The sequence below is a fragment of the Chitinophaga sp. Hz27 genome (assembly GCF_042263525.1).
GTDB lineage: Bacteria > Bacteroidota > Bacteroidia > Chitinophagales > Chitinophagaceae > Chitinophaga.
Genome location: NZ_JBHKFJ010000007.1, coordinates 399,736 through 416,185 on the forward strand (window position 1 = coordinate 399,736; position 16,450 = coordinate 416,185).

Below are 16,450 nucleotides of genomic sequence, written 5' to 3' on the forward strand. Positions count from 1 at the left end.
GAGCCTTAGTGGGGGTTGAATTTGGAAGGTGCAAAGTTAACAAAAAGATTGATAATTATAAAATTAAAGATAAACGACTGCAAGTCAATTTTTTATAATCAGCTCAGATCTAATCAGGCATCAATTAATTTTAATACCTTATTAGCCCTGTCCTGTGCCAATTCGCGTTTTTTATGATACCACCATTGCGGAGCCAGCTTAATAAGCAGGTTATTCATGCCTCTTAAACCAACTATATGATAGAGCCCGTTTAATTTACCAGCCAACGACTGGTCCAATGCACGTAAACTCATGGCAAAACCACCATCTATATATTCCATATGGTGCCAGTAGCCACCAGGCATAAACAGGGTATCTCCATGTTCGAGTATGGTGGTATAACCGCTGGCATAGTTCAATGCCGGGTATTCAGTTGTGTTTAATTGCTCATGCCAGTTTACAAAACTAGCGGCACTCTCCACTGTAAATGGCATACGATAAATGTAAGGCGATTGGTCATTTTCCAGTAAAAGTACTCTTTTACGGCCTACAAACTGTGTATGGAAAATATGAGAGAGGTCGATATCATAATGCATATGCGCTACTGATCCTGCGCCGCCTACAAACAACATCGGGTACTTTTTCAATAACCCTTTTGCATATACGTCTGGCCAGGTAAAATCTTCGGTTAGCTGGGGTACATGCTGGAAAATGTTGAAGAGGAAAATCCTCAAGGCTACAGGTCCTTGCTGGACCATGTCCAGGTAATCGCCGAATTTAATGTAGTCATCGGCGCCGTTGACGGGTGTGTTGGCATCAGCGCGGGTATTATTATATACCCCTACTGTTTTATCGCCTACGATCGACTTGAAATAATCCCAGGTCCATTTATCCCTCGCTATCCAGTCTTTACTGATCCCTGTCATTATAACAGGTTTCCTTGTTTCATAGTAATTCTTTCTGAAGTCTTCCGGGGTGATCTTATCAACTCGATCTATGCTTTTTATATTCATAATCGCGAATTGTAATTATTTGGTCCAAAAAAACGACAACTCTAATTTAATGAATGGCAGGGTTATGAAGCAACAATACTAGTCAGTAAGGAAACTTGAGATGAGTACTAACCAGCAGGCAGCAATATAGTTATTGCGAATATAACGTATTTGTTTACTTGCTGGTTAGGTTTACTTAAAGTAAATATGTAAGTGGAAATTACTTAAATAATCAGATAAATTATACAATATTATGTATATCATTCGTTTATGCTAAACAGAGAATCTACAAAAGCATTTTTATCAAATACCTGTAAATCTTCCATTTTTTCACCAATACCGATATATTTTACTGGAATTTTGAATTGATTAGCAATAGCTAATACTACACCACCTTTGGCAGTTCCATCTAACTTGGTAATTGCAAGTGAGGTTACTTCGGTGGCAGCAGTAAACTGACGGGCTTGTTCAACGGCATTTTGTCCGGTAGAACCATCGAGTACCAGCAGTACTTCGTGTGGTGCCTCAGGAATAACCTTTTTCATGACGCGCTTTATTTTACTCAGCTCGTCCATGAGGTGGAGTTTATTATGTAATCGGCCGGCAGTATCGATGATAATTACATCTACATCTTTGGCAGCGCCACTTTGTACGGTATCAAATGCGACAGCGCCTGGATCAGAACCCATTGCCTGTTTTACAATAGGCACTCCTACTCTTTCGCTCCAGATGGTCAGCTGGTCAACAGCTGCAGCGCGGAAGGTATCCGCGGCACCTAACATTACGGATTTACCAGCTTTTTTAAAGTTATAGGCCAGTTTACCAATGGTGGTGGTTTTACCTACCCCATTCACCCCAACCACCATAATCACATAAGGTTTTTTGCCGGCAGGAACATCAAAGTCACGAAATCCACTATCTGGCGCGTCTACTAGCAATGCTGCAATTTCCTCTTGCAACAACCTGTTCAACTCACTGGTACCCAGATATTTATCTTTAGCAACACGTTGCTCAATTCTGTCAATGATTTTTACGGTTGTATCCACGCCAACATCTGCAGAAACGAGAGCGTCTTCCAGGTTATCCAATACTTCAGTATCAACGGTAGACTTACCTGCAATTGCACGGCCAATCCGGGAGAGGAAACTTTCTTTTGTTTTCTGGAGGCCCTGATCCAGGCTTTCCTTTTTCTCTCTGGAAAATAGATTTTTGAAAAAGCTCATATTAGTTATAATAGGTCTGTAATGCAGTCCCTGTCATTTTTGCAATTCAAACAGGTCGCTAAATTACGGGTTTTTCCCGGTTTCTTGACCTGCAAAGATTACGCCAGCAGGTCTTTTCTTGCTGCTATGTAGCTCAGACTGCAAAAATAGCAGGTAAGGGTTAACTTTTTTTATCTCCAAGACATTTTGGGGAATACCTGTCTTTGTTAGATGAAGCGGAAAATCCGCTTACAGCAAAACCAGGAGCATCGGTATACAAACACAAAAAGCCGTCCCAAGAGGGACAGCTTTTTTAGTATGATTAGTAAAGCCGAATTACTTTGCGTTGATATGCTCCTGCACTTTATCTTTGTGCACGATAGCTTCTTTGAAAGTATAAGCACCAGTTTTTGGAGAACGCACTGCTTTCACCACTTTGGTCCATACTTTCGCGTCAGCTGCTGCTTTAGCATCCTTTACTTTCGAGTTCTTTGAAGCTGCTTTTGCCATTGTATTTATTGTTTTTATGGACTAATGGTTATATGGCTGGTATGCAAAACAACCATCAACCATCAACAATTAACTATTTAATTTCTTTGTGTACAGTCACCTTTCTCATGATAGGGTTGTACTTTTTCAGCTCCAGACGTTCAGGAGTGTTTTTCTTATTTTTTACAGAGATATAGCGGGAAGTACCTGCGAGACCTGAGTTTTTATGCTCAGTGCATTCCAGGATTACCTGCACTCTATTACCTTTTTTTGCCATTTTGTATACAAATTAAGTGAGTCCACGAATTAGATTTCCTGACCAGCTGCACGCAATTCCTTCACTACTGCATACAAACCTCTTTTATTGATGGTTCTTAAACCGTCAGCAGATACTTTTAAAGATATCCATTTGTCTTCTTCCGCCAGGAAAAAACGTTTTTTCTGCAGGTTAGGCAGAAACCTTCTCTTTGTCTTAATGTTGGAGAAGGAAACATGGTGACCTGTAATCGGCTTCTTTCCTGTCACCTGACATACTCTTGCCATGATTCTTAAAATTTAGGAATGCAAAAGTCGAATTTTTATGTGGATTTTGCAAATATAATTACATGAATTTATTAACAAATTCGAAAATTCATGATTATAACAGTCAATTCCACACGAAAAACAACTCCGCAAGTGATTAATAATCAATTGTTTATGGAGCAAATTTTCATCTGTCCCCCGATTCAAATATTTTTTATAATAATACAATCAAACTCCTCAGTACTGCACCGAGTCTGACAGCATCCAAAACACGCTGTGGTTCTGTACCATGTTTCACGACAGCCTCCTCATGAGAGGTTACACACATCTCACAACCATTCAGCGCAGAGATCACCAGGCTTAACAGCTCGAAAAACTCTTTTCCTAAAACAGGGTTAGCCATAATACTCATACGGATACCTGCAGAGGTCGCGGTATAAAACTCCTTATTTACAAAATGTCTGAAACGATAGTACACATTATTGGCACTCATCAGCGAAGTACAGCTAATAGCTTCTGCCACCTCTTTTTCACTGGCTCCTTCCTGCACGGCCAACTTTCCAAATGAAGCCTCTAATATAGTACTTCTTTCATTCACCGCAACAGCCAGACCTATCAGATAGGCTTCCTTCTTGCTCAGGGAGGCAGCTCCCAGCGAATTGGTTACGTTAATTTTCAGATCCTTCAGGTAACGGGCATCTGCATTCACTAAAGCCTGCAGCTTTTCTGATACCGGCTGCTCTGCTAAACCAACAGCTTCTAACAATTGAATAGCGGTATCCTGATTTGTTGTTGCGAACATATATATTTTGTATAGTCTGTTAAAACCTGGGGAAACAGGCCATGCTTATTGCATTTCCTGTTTCCCCGCTTTATTGTAATAATTATTTGCTGATTAAGCGTTCAGGGTAGCTTCACCTTTCTGCCAGTTGCAAGGGCACAGCTCATCTGTTTGCAGTGCATCCAGTACACGCAGAACTTCTTTCACGCTACGACCTACAGACAGATCGTACAGAGATACCCAACGAACGATACCTTGTGGATCTACAATGTAAGTAGCACGGTAAGCAACTTTCTCATTTGATTCCAGGATACCCAGTTCTTCTGCCAGGGATTTAGAAGTATCAGCCAGCATTGGGAACTGCAGGCCACGCAGATCTTCGTGATCTCTTCTCCATGCAGCGTGAACAAACTCACTGTCAGTAGAAGCACCGATCAGTACAGCATCACGGTCAGCGAAATCTTGTGCATGTTTGTTGAATTCAGCAATCTCGGTAGGACAAACAAACGTAAAGTCTTTAGGCCACCAGAACATCACCATCCATTTGCCAGAAGCTTTCAGTTCTTCGGAAGACAGTTCATAAAATTCTTTTCCTTTTTCGATAGAAACTACAGCCGTCTTTTTGAACTCAGGAAACTCTGACCCTACGGATAAGATAACATTTTTCATAATTCTATTTCGATTTTTGATTTGCAGATTTAGCTATTTACTTTTTCCGGGCGCAAAGATCACTTTACATTCATTATTAATCAAATAGATTTTAAAAATGTGACATAGAGATTGCTTATATATTATGCTTTATACCCTATATCCGCGCCTATTCTCCGTTTATCTTCCTATAAACAAAAAAATAATGTACAGCATAACATTATTATGGGATTTCTGTAACATTTTGGCACGTTATTTAGTTATATAATCGGACTTAATTAAAAATAGCATGGAAATGAAAAAGAAATATTTTATACTCGTAGTACTCACGATTGGACTTGCTCTGATTCCGTTTATCAAAAACAGCATCATAAAACAAGATGAATTTGACGCCACCAGAGATCTGTTCATCTAATGTTTAGCGGGTCCCGTTGTACTTTCAGAACTTCCCCAGCCCGGGGTCAGGCTTCCATTTGCTGTTAGGTTCATAGTGCTGCCAAATTGCATACCCAACCTTCCTAAGTAACTGCCAGGCTTCATTATCCCGGTTCCAGCTTTGATCTGTATTGTTTTTTGTGGCAATACAGTATACATAATCACCGTGAGGTGCATTTACCATAATCACCTCCGATCTGGATTCATCCACCGCCCCATTTTTAGACGCTGTTCTGATATTCTCCGGGACCTGTAACAAACCTTGTGTATCCCAATAATTGCGCGTTAAATTCCTGTACATACGCTCACTACTACTCTTATCGATCACTTCACCTTTATAAATCATTTCCATTAATCTCGCCATTTCAAAGGGAGTCGTCTGCCCCCATCCATAAACTTTTCTATTCTCTTCCCTACCCGGTGTTCTGCTATTCACCCGCAATTGCTTAAATCCATTGGCCTCCAGCCAACTGTTAATCGCCAATCCTCCACCTGCTAACCCCTGCAGCCATAAACTTGCTGTATTATCGCTCATCGTCAGCATTAGCATCATTACTTTGTCCAGGTAGATTTTCTCTCCATCCTTGAATGATCCGAGTATGTCTTCTCCTTTATACAGCAAAGAATCGCGGTAAATCAATTCCTGATTATATTTCAGCTCTCCTGCGGCTATTTTATTGAAGAGGCCTACCTGTATAGTGGTTTTGATCATACTGGCCGTAGGAAACAGCGAATCTGCATTAATAGCGACAGTTTTATTAGATTTCAGGTGATGTACATAGATGCCCACCTGACCGTGGAACTCCTTTAACATAGGCGCCAGAATGGCTTCCAATTTTTTATCCGTTTTCTGGGAAAAGGTTGCCAGCGACAGCAGGCAACAAACGAGTGTGGTTGATAACAGTTTCATAGGGATAAGATAAAAAAAAATCCCTCGCTGTTGCGAGGGATTATATATCAGGTAACTTCATTTATCAGGTCTGCAAAATTTCGAATGCCTAGCTTTTTAGCGGTGGTATAACCTTCGGCATACTCAACCCCTACCATTTTCCCGAGCATCCTCGCGCGATATATCACGCTATCGAAGAAGCCAGAAGAAGATATATAGGTTTGCGGCTCATTATCCTTGGGTGCCAGGAATTGTGAACTAAATGCCTTAATGGCTTCCAGTTTACGATCCATTACCGGGCTGATATCAAGTACAAAGTCAGGTTCATGATACCTGTCTTGCAGGAAATGGAATACCTGCTTAGGTCTCCATGCTGCCTGCTCTTCTCCATTGTGCTGTGTGCTGATTTTGCGTAGGCCTGCCAGGAAACAGCTGTCTGCAATTAGTTTTGCAGCGCGGCCATGGTCAGGATGGCGGTCATCAATCGCATTTGCCAGCACGATCTCCGGCTGATACTTCCTGATGGCAGTGATGATAGCCATTTGCTCCATGGTATCATTGCGGAAAAATCCGTCTGCCAGTCCTAAATTTTCACGTACTTCCAGTCCCATTATGCGTGCAGCGGCTTCCGCTTCCTGTATCCTGCCTTCCGGCGTGCCACGGGTACCGAGTTCACCGCGGGTAAGGTCTACCACGCCGGTTTTCAAACCTTTTGCTGCATGCATCATCAATGTCCCGGAACACCCCAGCTCCACATCGTCGGGGTGCACCGCTATTGCGAGTATATCCAGTTTCATGTGCTATAAATTGTGCGGCAAAGATACGTATCAATCTTCTGTACTGAGAATAGCAACGCCGGCTTTCTTGCCTGTAAGGTGGTATTTCTCTTCTAACTCTTTGCTGCTAAGTATTTGCAGTGATTGAAATGTACGGCTGTCTACCGTAAATAACCTGGCTTCGTCTGTTGGCGTCACCACTTTATCATTTACAATAAAAACCAGGCTACTGTCTAATGGCTGTTTTTTACGCAAACTGTCATAGGCCTGAGAAGATGATCGTAGCAACTGATCTACTCTTCTGCGCGCAAAAGGTTTTGTTTCTATATATACCACGCCATTCTCCGCCTGGCTGCCATATAGCAGCACTGCTCTCTTACCTTTTGCAATGGTGATCAAGCCTACCTGGTCAGGCGTAAAATTATTGGCAGCAGAAGTAGATACGCGTACAGAATCAACTACATATACAGGATCATCATCTGCTTCCTGTGCAAATAATGTAGTGGGTAACAATAAGATGGCAATAAAAAGTAATTTAAATCTCATGTAAACGAAGGTATGGAATCTATTGGTGCGAGTTAGTTAAAGGCGCGATAATGTTGGTATTGCTCCAACTCCTGGACAATCACCTCAATATCTTTATCTTCCTGTTTATCGTAATCGCTTTTCAGGTTGCCACCGAAGAAGAAGGCTACGGTTTGCCATACACGGGCATTAAAGCCACCTTTCAGTTCTTTGATAATCTCAAAGCAGTTCTGTCCTGTTTCGCGATCAATTAGTTTCATCAATACTTTTCCCTGATATACAGAAAGATTAGTGAGTTTATCGCCAAATTGAGCCTTCAGCTCTTTTTCCTTAGAGGCCAGGTAAGCCTTTCTGGCCCGGCCATTGGGCAGTTTCGCCAGTTCTACGTTTACATCCTTGAGAATACGGGCAGCCGATTTAGCATAAGGGTAAGTAACATACACGGCATTGCGTAATCTTGTCCAGCGTTCTCTTTCTTTTCTCAATGCTTTAGGCAACTTATCCACTACATCGAAAATGGCGAGGGTAATAACGGGGATGGTGTCTGTTCCAACGACTACGGCATGCAATGCGATACTGTCCGCGCCATGGGCCTGCTGCGCTGAAGCATTGCTACTACAGAGGCAAACACCCATTACCAGGGATAAGTATAAAAAGATATTTTTCAGCGGACGCATATGCTATAAACGCAACTTACTATCGGAATGTTACCACAAGTTAAACAAAGATTTGACATTTAGTACACCCCTCCTATCGCCCGCATATGCAGGGTGTGAACAGCAAAACTATCCATCACTTCCTCTACCCTAGGCACGGCTTTGCTGGTAAGATTACTTCCCAGCACATGTGCGCCTGCGTCAGGGATAGGTACTGCGATCTTTTGGTTGGCGGGTGTCCGCAAATCGCGGTTCATGGCGAGTATAGCAGATACTTTCACAGTAGGGTCCTGATGGTCTTTATCTTTGTAATAATACATCGTCAGGGATGGTTGTTGTACATGCTCAAAGGTAGATGCTATCATCGTTGTCTCCAGTAGCTCTTCCAGCTGCACCACTGCCTCGAGGCGGTAAGTATTATTCCAGTATTGATGGTGGATGGTATTGGTATCTTTCCCTACCCTGAAATTCCCTTTGGATATCAGCCTTGCCAGCTGAAGCCCCCAGTGGTCATTGGCGAGGAAAGCAAATTTATCATTGATGGCAACGTTGGGCGACATATTTATCAATGCATAAACATCATCGGGGAAGGTGGCGGCAAGTTTCAGGCTGAGCGTACCGCCAGTAGAAGTACTCATCAGAATCACTTTTTCACCTAACGCCTTACCGATACTTAATGCCCGGCAGGCATCATTCCAGAGGCCTTCGGCAGTCATATGCAGGAGTGGATTATCGGAGACTAACCCATGTTCGTTTAGGCGTGACAGGTAGAGGTTGCAACCAAACTTTTTAGCGAAGTCGCGGTGTACAGGATTTCCTTCTTCCTGACTGCCAGAAAAGCCATGGAGATATACGATTGCATATGGTGTCTTATGATGCAGGCTATCTGCCCAAATAATCCTGGCTTCATTATCTGGTTTTACAGGCAAAGAATCTTCACCAGTACGTACATAGGCAACCAGAGAATCCGGCTGCATCGGTACTATTGGTAATACCTTTTTATATTCCGGTTCAGCAGGTTTGGGGCCTAACAGGAATAAAACCAACAAAGAAGCAATTATGATCAAGAATATACGAAACCTTCTACGTTTCATAATCAGGGTTTTGGAATATAAATGTAGGAAGATAAAACGATCAAAAATCGCATAAAAAAATGGTGCCAGAGTATTCCCTGGCACCATTTAATCATTTATTAATAACGGCTTATTAAACACGTTCTTTTACTGGAGGGACTGATTTTGCAGCTCCCTGTTTACCGCCTTTATTCAGTCTTACTCTGTAAACAATACTGATAAAGGTACCAGCCACCATTACGATTACGCCTAACCATAATACATTGATATATGGGAACACAAGCGCTTTCATGATCACATAATCGGAGCTGCTGTCAGCTTCTTTTACTTTGATCTGCACTTTATTTTCAGCAGGCATAATTTTGCTGAAGCGTACCTGCAGGGCCAGTGGCGCCAGTGTATCTTCGATACTGTACTGGTAAGCACTGTCACGGATCAAGTATACCGGTTGCAGATTGAAATGATCATCTGTCTGGGTATATACTTCCAGGTCGGCACCAACAGCCAGATCACCGATCTGTGCCTGGTAGTTCTTATTGGAAGGTTTAGCATTGATATCTTTGAGGATCATGAATCCTTTAGAGAAGAAGATTGAATCACCTGGTTTCACATCATGTGTAACATAATCAGCTGTATCATTTGCCGCTGCATTTTTATCTTTCAGCGGAGGCGTTGCAGTGATATAGGTGAAGATATCTTTCGTCAGGTAATGCCTGGAAGACGGATTGGAGGTCAGGGCATTTTCCTTGGTATTGATAAAGGCGTTTGGATAGAGGCGGAAATGTTCTACAACGTTACCCGCTTTATCTTTACGTTCATAATCTACTTTGAAATATACTTTCGCATCACCAGTAGCAGTAGAGTCGCCGATATAGGTAGCGTGATAGTCACCCATTTCTACCGGAATGTTTCTTGGCAGCATGATGTTTTCGCGTGCTACCTGCTTAGATTCTTTACGGAACAGGTCCTGGCTGAGCATTTTCATCTTATCGATGGAAATAACTTCTTTTTTGGCCGATGATAATAATATACCAAGTAACACCATACCAAAACCTACGTGCGCGATAGAAGCGCCTGCGGCTTTGAGTTTGCCGTTAAGCCCGGTAAAAATGAACATCAGGTTACCTACGATTGAGTAGATGCTGGCAAACAGCATGAAATAAATCGCGGCGAGGAAGCCAGCACCATAGTCGGTATAATTCACTCCACCAGAGAAGATGATAGCCAGGGTAGCTGCCAGTGAAATGACAGTTGGTGGCAACAGCTTTTTAGTGAGCTGACGACGTGGTGTGTCTTTATACTTCATAAACTGGACGATCGCGGTGAGTACACCCAGGATCATAGCCAGCCAGATCTGAATTTTGTTGTAATGGAATAATGGATCTGCCGGGGGCGCCATTACGTCCATTTTGAAGAGGCTTCTGAGACCAGTGAGGTCCAGTAGTTTATTCCAAACAGGGATAGAGGTAGTGAAGGTAATCTGGATAGCAGCGATCAGCAGTACCAGGGAACCAACGAACAACCAGAATTCGCGGGAATAAGTACTTTCTTCCTTATTCACTGTAGGAATTTCTTTTCTGCGGATGATCATCAGTGCAACAGACGGGATAGTGAATGCTGCCATGAAGATCAGCAACTGTCCACTCATACCGAGGTCGGTGAAGGAGTGAACTGAGGAATCTCCCAGGATACCACTTCTTGTGAGGAAAGTGGAATACAGGATGGTGATATAGGATATAAAGAAGAAGAATACGGTAGATTTCAGTGCATGACCAGTAGATTTATAGGCCAGGCAAGTATGAACGCCTGCTACCATGGTGAGCCAAGGTACAAGGGAGGCGTTTTCTACTGGATCCCATGACCAGTAACCACCGAAGTTCAGTGATTCATAAGCCCATGCGGCCCCCATCATGATACCAGTTCCCAACATCATTACTGCGAAGAGGGCCCAAGGTAATACTGGCTTTGTCCAACCGGTATAATCGCGGGTCCAGATGCCAGCGAATGCAAATGCAAAAGGAACGATCATGGAGGAGAAGCCCAGGAACAGAATTGGCGGGTGAATCACCATCCAGTAGTTCTGAAGGGTAAGGTTCAAGCCATTACCATCTTTAATGAAGCTAAGGTATTCCGCTTGCTGGAAAATAGGGGCTGCCTGATTTTCCTGCGCCTGGCGCAGCAACATAAATGGATTGCTACCTACTTTATACCCAAGGATAAAGATACCAAGCAACATACTGCTCATCATAAACTGAGACAGCGAGATAACAGACATTACAGGGTTCTCCCACTTGCCGCTGGTGCGGATAAGGATGATACCGAGTATGCTATTCCAGATACTCCAGAGAAGGAAGCTACCTTCCTGATCGGACCAGAGGCTGGATAAGAGATATTGAACAGGCAGGTCGCGGGAGGTATTGCGCCATGCGTATTTGTATTCGAAATAATGATTATACAGAATATGGTAAAGACAGATAAATATACCTATAACGGCAACGGATTGAATAAAGAAACCCCATCTGGCTACCTTTTTCCAGGATTCTTTCAATGGATCTTCCTTATTTACCACTGCGCAATAGTAGGAAACGGTCGCTACTAAAGATGCTACAAACGCTAATACGGCAAAAAAGTGACCCAGTTGTCCTGGCAATAAATGTTCCCCTACAAACTTCATAAAATCTACAGATAAAAATTAAAGAGACTGATTACCCATGGCAACCTGATCATTTTTATACTTTGACGGACATTTCATCAGTATTTTACTGCAATGAAACTCAGTACCTTCCATTTTGCCGGTGAGCACAACGGATTCGGCCTTCTCAAAGTCGGTCGGTTTAGCGCCATAGAACACCACTTTACGGGTCTCTCCTTTTTTATCTTTTACAAAAAAGCTGAATAAGTTAGCATCCTTTAACGGATCATATGACATTGTCTGGAGTGTATCGAGTGTGCCGATTACATGGAACTCCTTCCCTTCTTTCTGACGTGCGGTTGCAAATGTTTCATAGGTACTGAAATCACCAACCATCGTTATGATCACCCCTATAGCCACTGCAATAACCACTAGCAGGATAATATTTGTTTTTTTCATATAAAAATTATCTTCCCTATTGTTATGATACAAGCGCAAAAAACCTTTACCAGTCTATATTTCAAATCCCTTGCAATGTACCTGTAATTATCTACTCCAGATTAATTGCGCAAAATTAACGCAAAATGACTTGCCGACGACAAAATTTATATAAAAGGCAATTCTTTTTTAATGAAATCAGGCTGTAAGTAAACATAATAGTATCTTTGCGCGGAATTTAGAAATGTAAGATTTTATCATGGCTGATTTATCTCAATTTGATCCCAACTCAGTGGGTCTGCTGTCGAACAATATTTTCGGGCTTCCATTCCAGGAAGAAGACGCGAAACTGGTATTGGTGCCAGTTCCTTGGGAAGTAACTGTTTCTTATAGTAATGGTACTGCCCGCGGTCCTGAGCATATCTTCAGGGCTTCTTTACAGGTAGACCTGTACGATGCAGATGTAAAAGATGGCTGGAAAGCAGGCTTTTTTATGCGTGAACCAGACAAACACCTGCTATTACGCTCTGATTATCTGCGTAAAGAAGCAGAATTATATCTGAAATTTCTGACAGAAGGCGGAGATATTTCAGAAAATGAATTTCTTAAAAAAACACTGGTAGATGTTAATAGCGGTACCAAAGCAATGAACGAATGGGTATACACCCAAACCCGTGAACTGCTGGCCCAGGGTAAACTGGTAGGCCTGGTAGGTGGTGACCACAGTACACCACTGGGTTTCTTCAAAGCAATCGGTGAGCACAAAGGCGATTTCGGTATCCTCCAAATCGATGCACACTGCGACCTGCGTGACAGCTACGAAGGATTTAAATACTCTCACGCTTCTATTATGTACAATGCACTGGCCGAAGTACCGCAGCTGAAAAAGCTGGTACAGGTAGGTATCCGTGACTATTGCGAAGAAGAAGTAGATTATATCAACAGCAGCGAAGGCCGCGTCGTAACTTTCTTTGACAAAGACATTAAAGAAAGACAATTTGAAGGCGAAACCTGGAAAGCCATCTGTGATAGCATCGTTGATACTTTACCACAACAGGTATATATCAGCTTTGATATCGATGGACTGGACCCTAAATTATGCCCGCATACCGGTACTCCAGTAAGTGGTGGTTTTGAGACAGAACAGATTTACTATCTCTTCAAACGTGTGATTGCGAGTGGTCGTCAGCTGATAGGCTTTGACCTGAACGAGGTAAGTGCTTCCCACGACGAATGGGATGCCAACGTAGGTGCACGTGTACTGTTCAAACTGTGTAACCTGCTGGTAAGCGCTAATCAATAATTAATAACACCTATGTACAGACTGCGAATTATTCATCCCAATGCCAATAGCAGATTACGTTTATTACCTGTTATGCATGGTGTGGCGGGAGTTGTGTTACTGGTAAATGCTATTGCTATTTCCCGGGGCGATCACCCAAGTTGGTTACTGGCAATTGTATTCTTGCTGGTAGGGCTTTTCAGCGTGATGTTTCCCTTCCTGGCCAAGAAGTTCCGCAACTTTGCCTCTGCAAATACCTTTACAAGACTGTTACAGGTATTTGTGAGTCTGTCCGGCAGTTTGTATTTTTTGTCGCACCTGCAGCCGCTGGCCGCTTTACAACTGATTATCATAGGGTTAGGCCTTGGCTATATTGGATGGGCAGAATATAAAATATTACAACCAGCCTGGTTAAGGATGGATGAGAATGGCATAGAAGTGCCAGGGGCCTTCACTCCAAGGCAGATTGGCTGGAACGAGCTGAATAATGTAATTTTGCGTAACGACCTGTTTACAATAGATTTCAGAACTAATAAAATCCTGCAGCTCGAAACGATCGATCTGCCTGGTAAGGAAGAACAGGAAGCAGTTAACGCATTTTGCAAAAGCAGACTTTCATAAGGAAGTCTGTATCAACATTAACAAGAATTATGGCGGTATTAAAGCAAACACCTTATATACTTTATTCCGACGGGAACGGTAATATCTTTGAAGATACTTCAATGACCGTAACCGGCCGTAGTGGCTGGGATGCATGGCCTATTGAAGCGGAAGAATGGATAGAATTACCAGAAGGCGGAAATTTATATGAACTTCCCGGCCGTCGTGGAATCGGCATCAGTGTAGAAACCGGAGAAATGCAGCTGTGCGACAAAGGCTGGGCTGTAGCCGCTTTTATCCCGCCTGCTCATACTGGCTTTTACCTGGCTGCATATGAGACCATGCCGGACGCGCCTACCCTGCCACTGTTCTGCTACACCGCAGTAGGTTGGCTGGATGGTAAATTTTATGTCCCTGCTACCCGTATTGAAGCGGATATCCGTCAAGAATGCGCCGGTTTCGATGATAAAAAAGTTAAACAAGGCGTAAATCAACTATTAGAAGCTTACCCGCACAACAGGCTGGTTCAGCATCTGGCAGAAAACTGTGCATTGACTTATCATTGCCCTGCTGCCCGTAACTATTTTATGGGAAGATGGGAATGTCCTATTCCTTCCTCTCCTGCATGTAATGCCAACTGCGTAGGATGTATTTCCTTCCAGCCGGAAGAAGAAAGCATCGTTTCTACCCAGGACCGCCTGCGTTTCAAACCAACTGCAGAAGAGATCGTGGAATATACCGTTCCTCACCTGGAAACAGCACCTTTCCCTATCGTTAGCTTCGGACAAGGTTGCGAAGGCGAACCCCTGCTGATGTGGGAAACCATTCGCGAATCTATCATCGAAATAAGAAAACATACGCCTAAAGGCAGCATCAATATCAACACCAACGGTAGTAAGCCAGATGCAGTACGCGCACTGTGCGAGGCCGGACTAAACAGTATTCGTGTTAGTATGAACTCTGCACAAGAGAAGTATTATACACCATACTATCGTCCTAATAACTACCAGTTTGAAGATATCATTGAAAGTCTGAAAGTGGTACGTGAATTTGGTGGCTGGACATCTATCAACTATTTCGTATTCCCTGGTATTACTGATAGTGAAGATGAGTATCAGGCCCTGCGTAAACTGATTCGTGAAACAGGACTGAATATGATCCAGTGGCGTAACTTCAACATTGATCCAGACTGGTATATGGGCAGAATGAACATTACAGAAACAGGCGACTGTTACGGTATGAAACAACTGCTGGAAATGATCCAGGAAGAATTCCCTGATCTGAAGTACGGTTATTTCAATCCGCCAATGGAGCGTATTAAAGGAGATTATATGGAAGATTTCGCGCACTAATTGCACGATATCTTTTTAAGAAAAATCCCGACTCTACAAATTAGAGTCGGGATTTTTCTTAAAAAGATATTTTAATGCTATGCTTCCAATGATAACAGCAAACCATCTCTGGCAGCTGATTCTGTAGCAAAGCGATATTGTCTTGCATAAGTAGACGGTGACATGCCTGTTATCTTCCTGAATACCCTATTAAAAGTAATAGGATTATTATATCCAGTGGCATAAGCTACTGAAGCAATACTATCATATTCGCCGCTGATAATCTTCTTACAAGCGATGTTAATGCGTATTTCGTTCAGGAATTCGAGGTATGTTTTACGTGTATGTTTCTTGAAATACTTGCAGAAAGCATAGGTAGTAAGGTGTGCCACCGAAGCTATTTTCCCCAGTGTAATATTTTCTGCATAATGTTCCAGTGTATACTGGTAGATATCGTTCATTCGCAGCCCTTCCGATTCGCTGTAAGCATACCTGGAGAACCCTGTTGACAAGGACTTCCACTCTTTCACCTGTTTTGTCATCTGCAATAGCAGCTGTACAAATGCGAGAAGTCTTTCCGCGCCGGTGAGTTTAGAGATGCGTACTACATCAGGGCCAAATCTTTCCTCGAACATGGCAGGCAATTGCAGACTGTATTTTGATTGCTGCAGGAATTTACGGACACCATCCATTTCTGGTAATGCCAGCAAGCCTTGTAAGGCATGTTCATGGTCAAAGAAAATATGTATGGCGTGAATATTTTTCTCTTGTTGGTTTTCAAAATATTTAGCATCGCCTTTAAACATATGTGGCTGGTTAGCGCCGATGATATAGATTTCTCCGGCTTTAAAGGGCTGGGTATAGTTTCCGGCGATGAGGGTGCCTTCCCCCTTAATGATCAGGGTGATCTGGGCTTCCTTGTGGCGGTGCAGGTAATGATAGAAATAAGGTAAGATGTCCTCCTGTACTACAACGGAGCCTTCGTCGGCGACCGGAACGGTAAATTGGATAACTTTCATTTACCAATTTTACTCATTTTTTGTCGATTTTGGCAAGATGAGGACAATATTTGTATATCGTTTAACAATTTTTGTTGATGACAAAAGCGAGATATTACTGTTGATTGGGAGCTAAAAAAGGTGGCACTCCATATGGGTGCCACCTTTTTTTAGCGAGTTCCGGCCGCCAGCGGCGACCGAT

18 protein-coding genes are annotated in these 16,450 nt (G+C 42.8%); 3 read left to right on the forward strand and 15 right to left on the reverse strand.

The features are described 5' to 3' along the window. Nucleotides 1-113: 113 nt before the first annotated feature. The 14 genes from ACE38W_RS18640 to ACE38W_RS18705 form a co-directional block, all read right to left on the reverse strand. The gene (locus ACE38W_RS18640; RefSeq protein WP_375833085.1) at nt 114-992 is read right to left on the reverse strand and encodes a cupin-like domain-containing protein; all 879 of its coding nucleotides are present in this window, start codon (nt 990-992) and stop codon (nt 114-116) included. A gap of 239 nt (nt 993-1,231) precedes the next feature. Next, nucleotides 1,232-2,194: a signal recognition particle-docking protein FtsY gene (ftsY, locus tag ACE38W_RS18645; protein ID WP_375833088.1), complete on the reverse strand. Its 963-nt coding sequence runs from the start codon at nt 2,192-2,194 to the stop codon at nt 1,232-1,234. A 315-nt stretch (nt 2,195-2,509) separates the two neighbouring features. Then, a complete protein-coding gene (locus tag ACE38W_RS18650) occupies nt 2,510-2,683 on the reverse strand; it encodes a DUF4295 family protein (protein ID WP_375833091.1) in 174 nt (57 codons plus the stop codon). A gap of 73 nt (nt 2,684-2,756) precedes the next feature. Beyond that, entirely contained in the window at nt 2,757-2,939 is a 183-nt protein-coding gene (gene rpmG / locus ACE38W_RS18655; RefSeq protein WP_167017616.1) for a 50S ribosomal protein L33, read from the reverse strand. Nucleotides 2,940-2,968: 29 nt separating this feature from the next. Continuing rightward, nucleotides 2,969-3,205 (reverse strand): 50S ribosomal protein L28, encoded by a 237-nt coding sequence (gene rpmB, locus ACE38W_RS18660; RefSeq protein WP_073086206.1) that lies wholly within the window; start codon nt 3,203-3,205, stop codon nt 2,969-2,971. A gap of 193 nt (nt 3,206-3,398) precedes the next feature. Continuing rightward, complete coding sequence (locus ACE38W_RS18665) at nt 3,399-3,986, reverse strand: carboxymuconolactone decarboxylase family protein (RefSeq protein WP_375833095.1); 588 nt, start codon at nt 3,984-3,986, stop codon at nt 3,399-3,401. A gap of 93 nt (nt 3,987-4,079) precedes the next feature. Next, a complete protein-coding gene (locus ACE38W_RS18670) occupies nt 4,080-4,634 on the reverse strand; it encodes a peroxiredoxin (RefSeq protein WP_375833097.1) in 555 nt (184 codons plus the stop codon). 418 nt (nt 4,635-5,052) lie between these two features. Continuing rightward, nucleotides 5,053-5,958, reverse strand: a complete 906-nt coding sequence (locus ACE38W_RS18675; RefSeq protein WP_375833100.1) for a serine hydrolase — start codon at nt 5,956-5,958, stop codon at nt 5,053-5,055. 47 nt (nt 5,959-6,005) lie between these two features. Continuing rightward, on the reverse strand, nt 6,006-6,734 hold the full coding sequence (gene bshB1, locus ACE38W_RS18680; protein WP_375833103.1) for a bacillithiol biosynthesis deacetylase BshB1: 729 nt from the start codon (nt 6,732-6,734) through the stop codon (nt 6,006-6,008). 30 nt (nt 6,735-6,764) lie between these two features. Further along, a complete protein-coding gene (locus ACE38W_RS18685) occupies nt 6,765-7,259 on the reverse strand; it encodes a hypothetical protein (protein ID WP_375833106.1) in 495 nt (164 codons plus the stop codon). A 32-nt stretch (nt 7,260-7,291) separates the two neighbouring features. Beyond that, nucleotides 7,292-7,915, reverse strand: a complete 624-nt coding sequence (locus ACE38W_RS18690) for a DUF4294 domain-containing protein (RefSeq protein ID WP_375833109.1) — start codon at nt 7,913-7,915, stop codon at nt 7,292-7,294. A 59-nt stretch (nt 7,916-7,974) separates the two neighbouring features. After that, complete coding sequence (locus tag ACE38W_RS18695; protein ID WP_375833112.1) at nt 7,975-8,988, reverse strand: alpha/beta hydrolase; 1,014 nt, start codon at nt 8,986-8,988, stop codon at nt 7,975-7,977. A gap of 112 nt (nt 8,989-9,100) precedes the next feature. Next, the gene (gene ccsA / locus ACE38W_RS18700; RefSeq protein ID WP_375833115.1) at nt 9,101-11,641 is read right to left on the reverse strand and encodes a cytochrome c biogenesis protein CcsA; all 2,541 of its coding nucleotides are present in this window, start codon (nt 11,639-11,641) and stop codon (nt 9,101-9,103) included. A gap of 18 nt (nt 11,642-11,659) precedes the next feature. Then, on the reverse strand, nt 11,660-12,058 hold the full coding sequence (locus tag ACE38W_RS18705) for a cytochrome c maturation protein CcmE (protein ID WP_375833117.1): 399 nt from the start codon (nt 12,056-12,058) through the stop codon (nt 11,660-11,662). A 238-nt stretch (nt 12,059-12,296) separates the two neighbouring features. On the opposite strand from ACE38W_RS18705, the gene ACE38W_RS18710 reads away from it, so the two are divergent. Genes ACE38W_RS18710 through ACE38W_RS18720 form a run of 3 tightly spaced genes read left to right on the forward strand, consistent with a single transcriptional unit; the run spans nt 12,297 to nt 15,271 of the window. Then, nucleotides 12,297-13,340 carry an agmatinase family protein gene (locus ACE38W_RS18710; protein ID WP_375833120.1) on the forward strand — a complete coding sequence of 348 codons (1,044 nt, stop codon included), beginning with the start codon at nt 12,297-12,299 and terminating at the stop codon, nt 13,338-13,340. A 12-nt stretch (nt 13,341-13,352) separates the two neighbouring features. Further along, nucleotides 13,353-13,940: a hypothetical protein gene (locus ACE38W_RS18715; protein WP_375833122.1), complete on the forward strand. Its 588-nt coding sequence runs from the start codon at nt 13,353-13,355 to the stop codon at nt 13,938-13,940. Between the two features lie 29 nt (nt 13,941-13,969). Next, on the forward strand, nt 13,970-15,271 hold the full coding sequence (locus tag ACE38W_RS18720) for a radical SAM protein (protein WP_375833125.1): 1,302 nt from the start codon (nt 13,970-13,972) through the stop codon (nt 15,269-15,271). Between the two features lie 77 nt (nt 15,272-15,348). Here the strand turns inward: ACE38W_RS18720 and ACE38W_RS18725 are convergent, their stop codons facing one another. Next, complete coding sequence (locus ACE38W_RS18725) at nt 15,349-16,269, reverse strand: AraC family transcriptional regulator (RefSeq protein ID WP_375833127.1); 921 nt, start codon at nt 16,267-16,269, stop codon at nt 15,349-15,351. Nucleotides 16,270-16,450 lie beyond the last annotated feature (181 nt).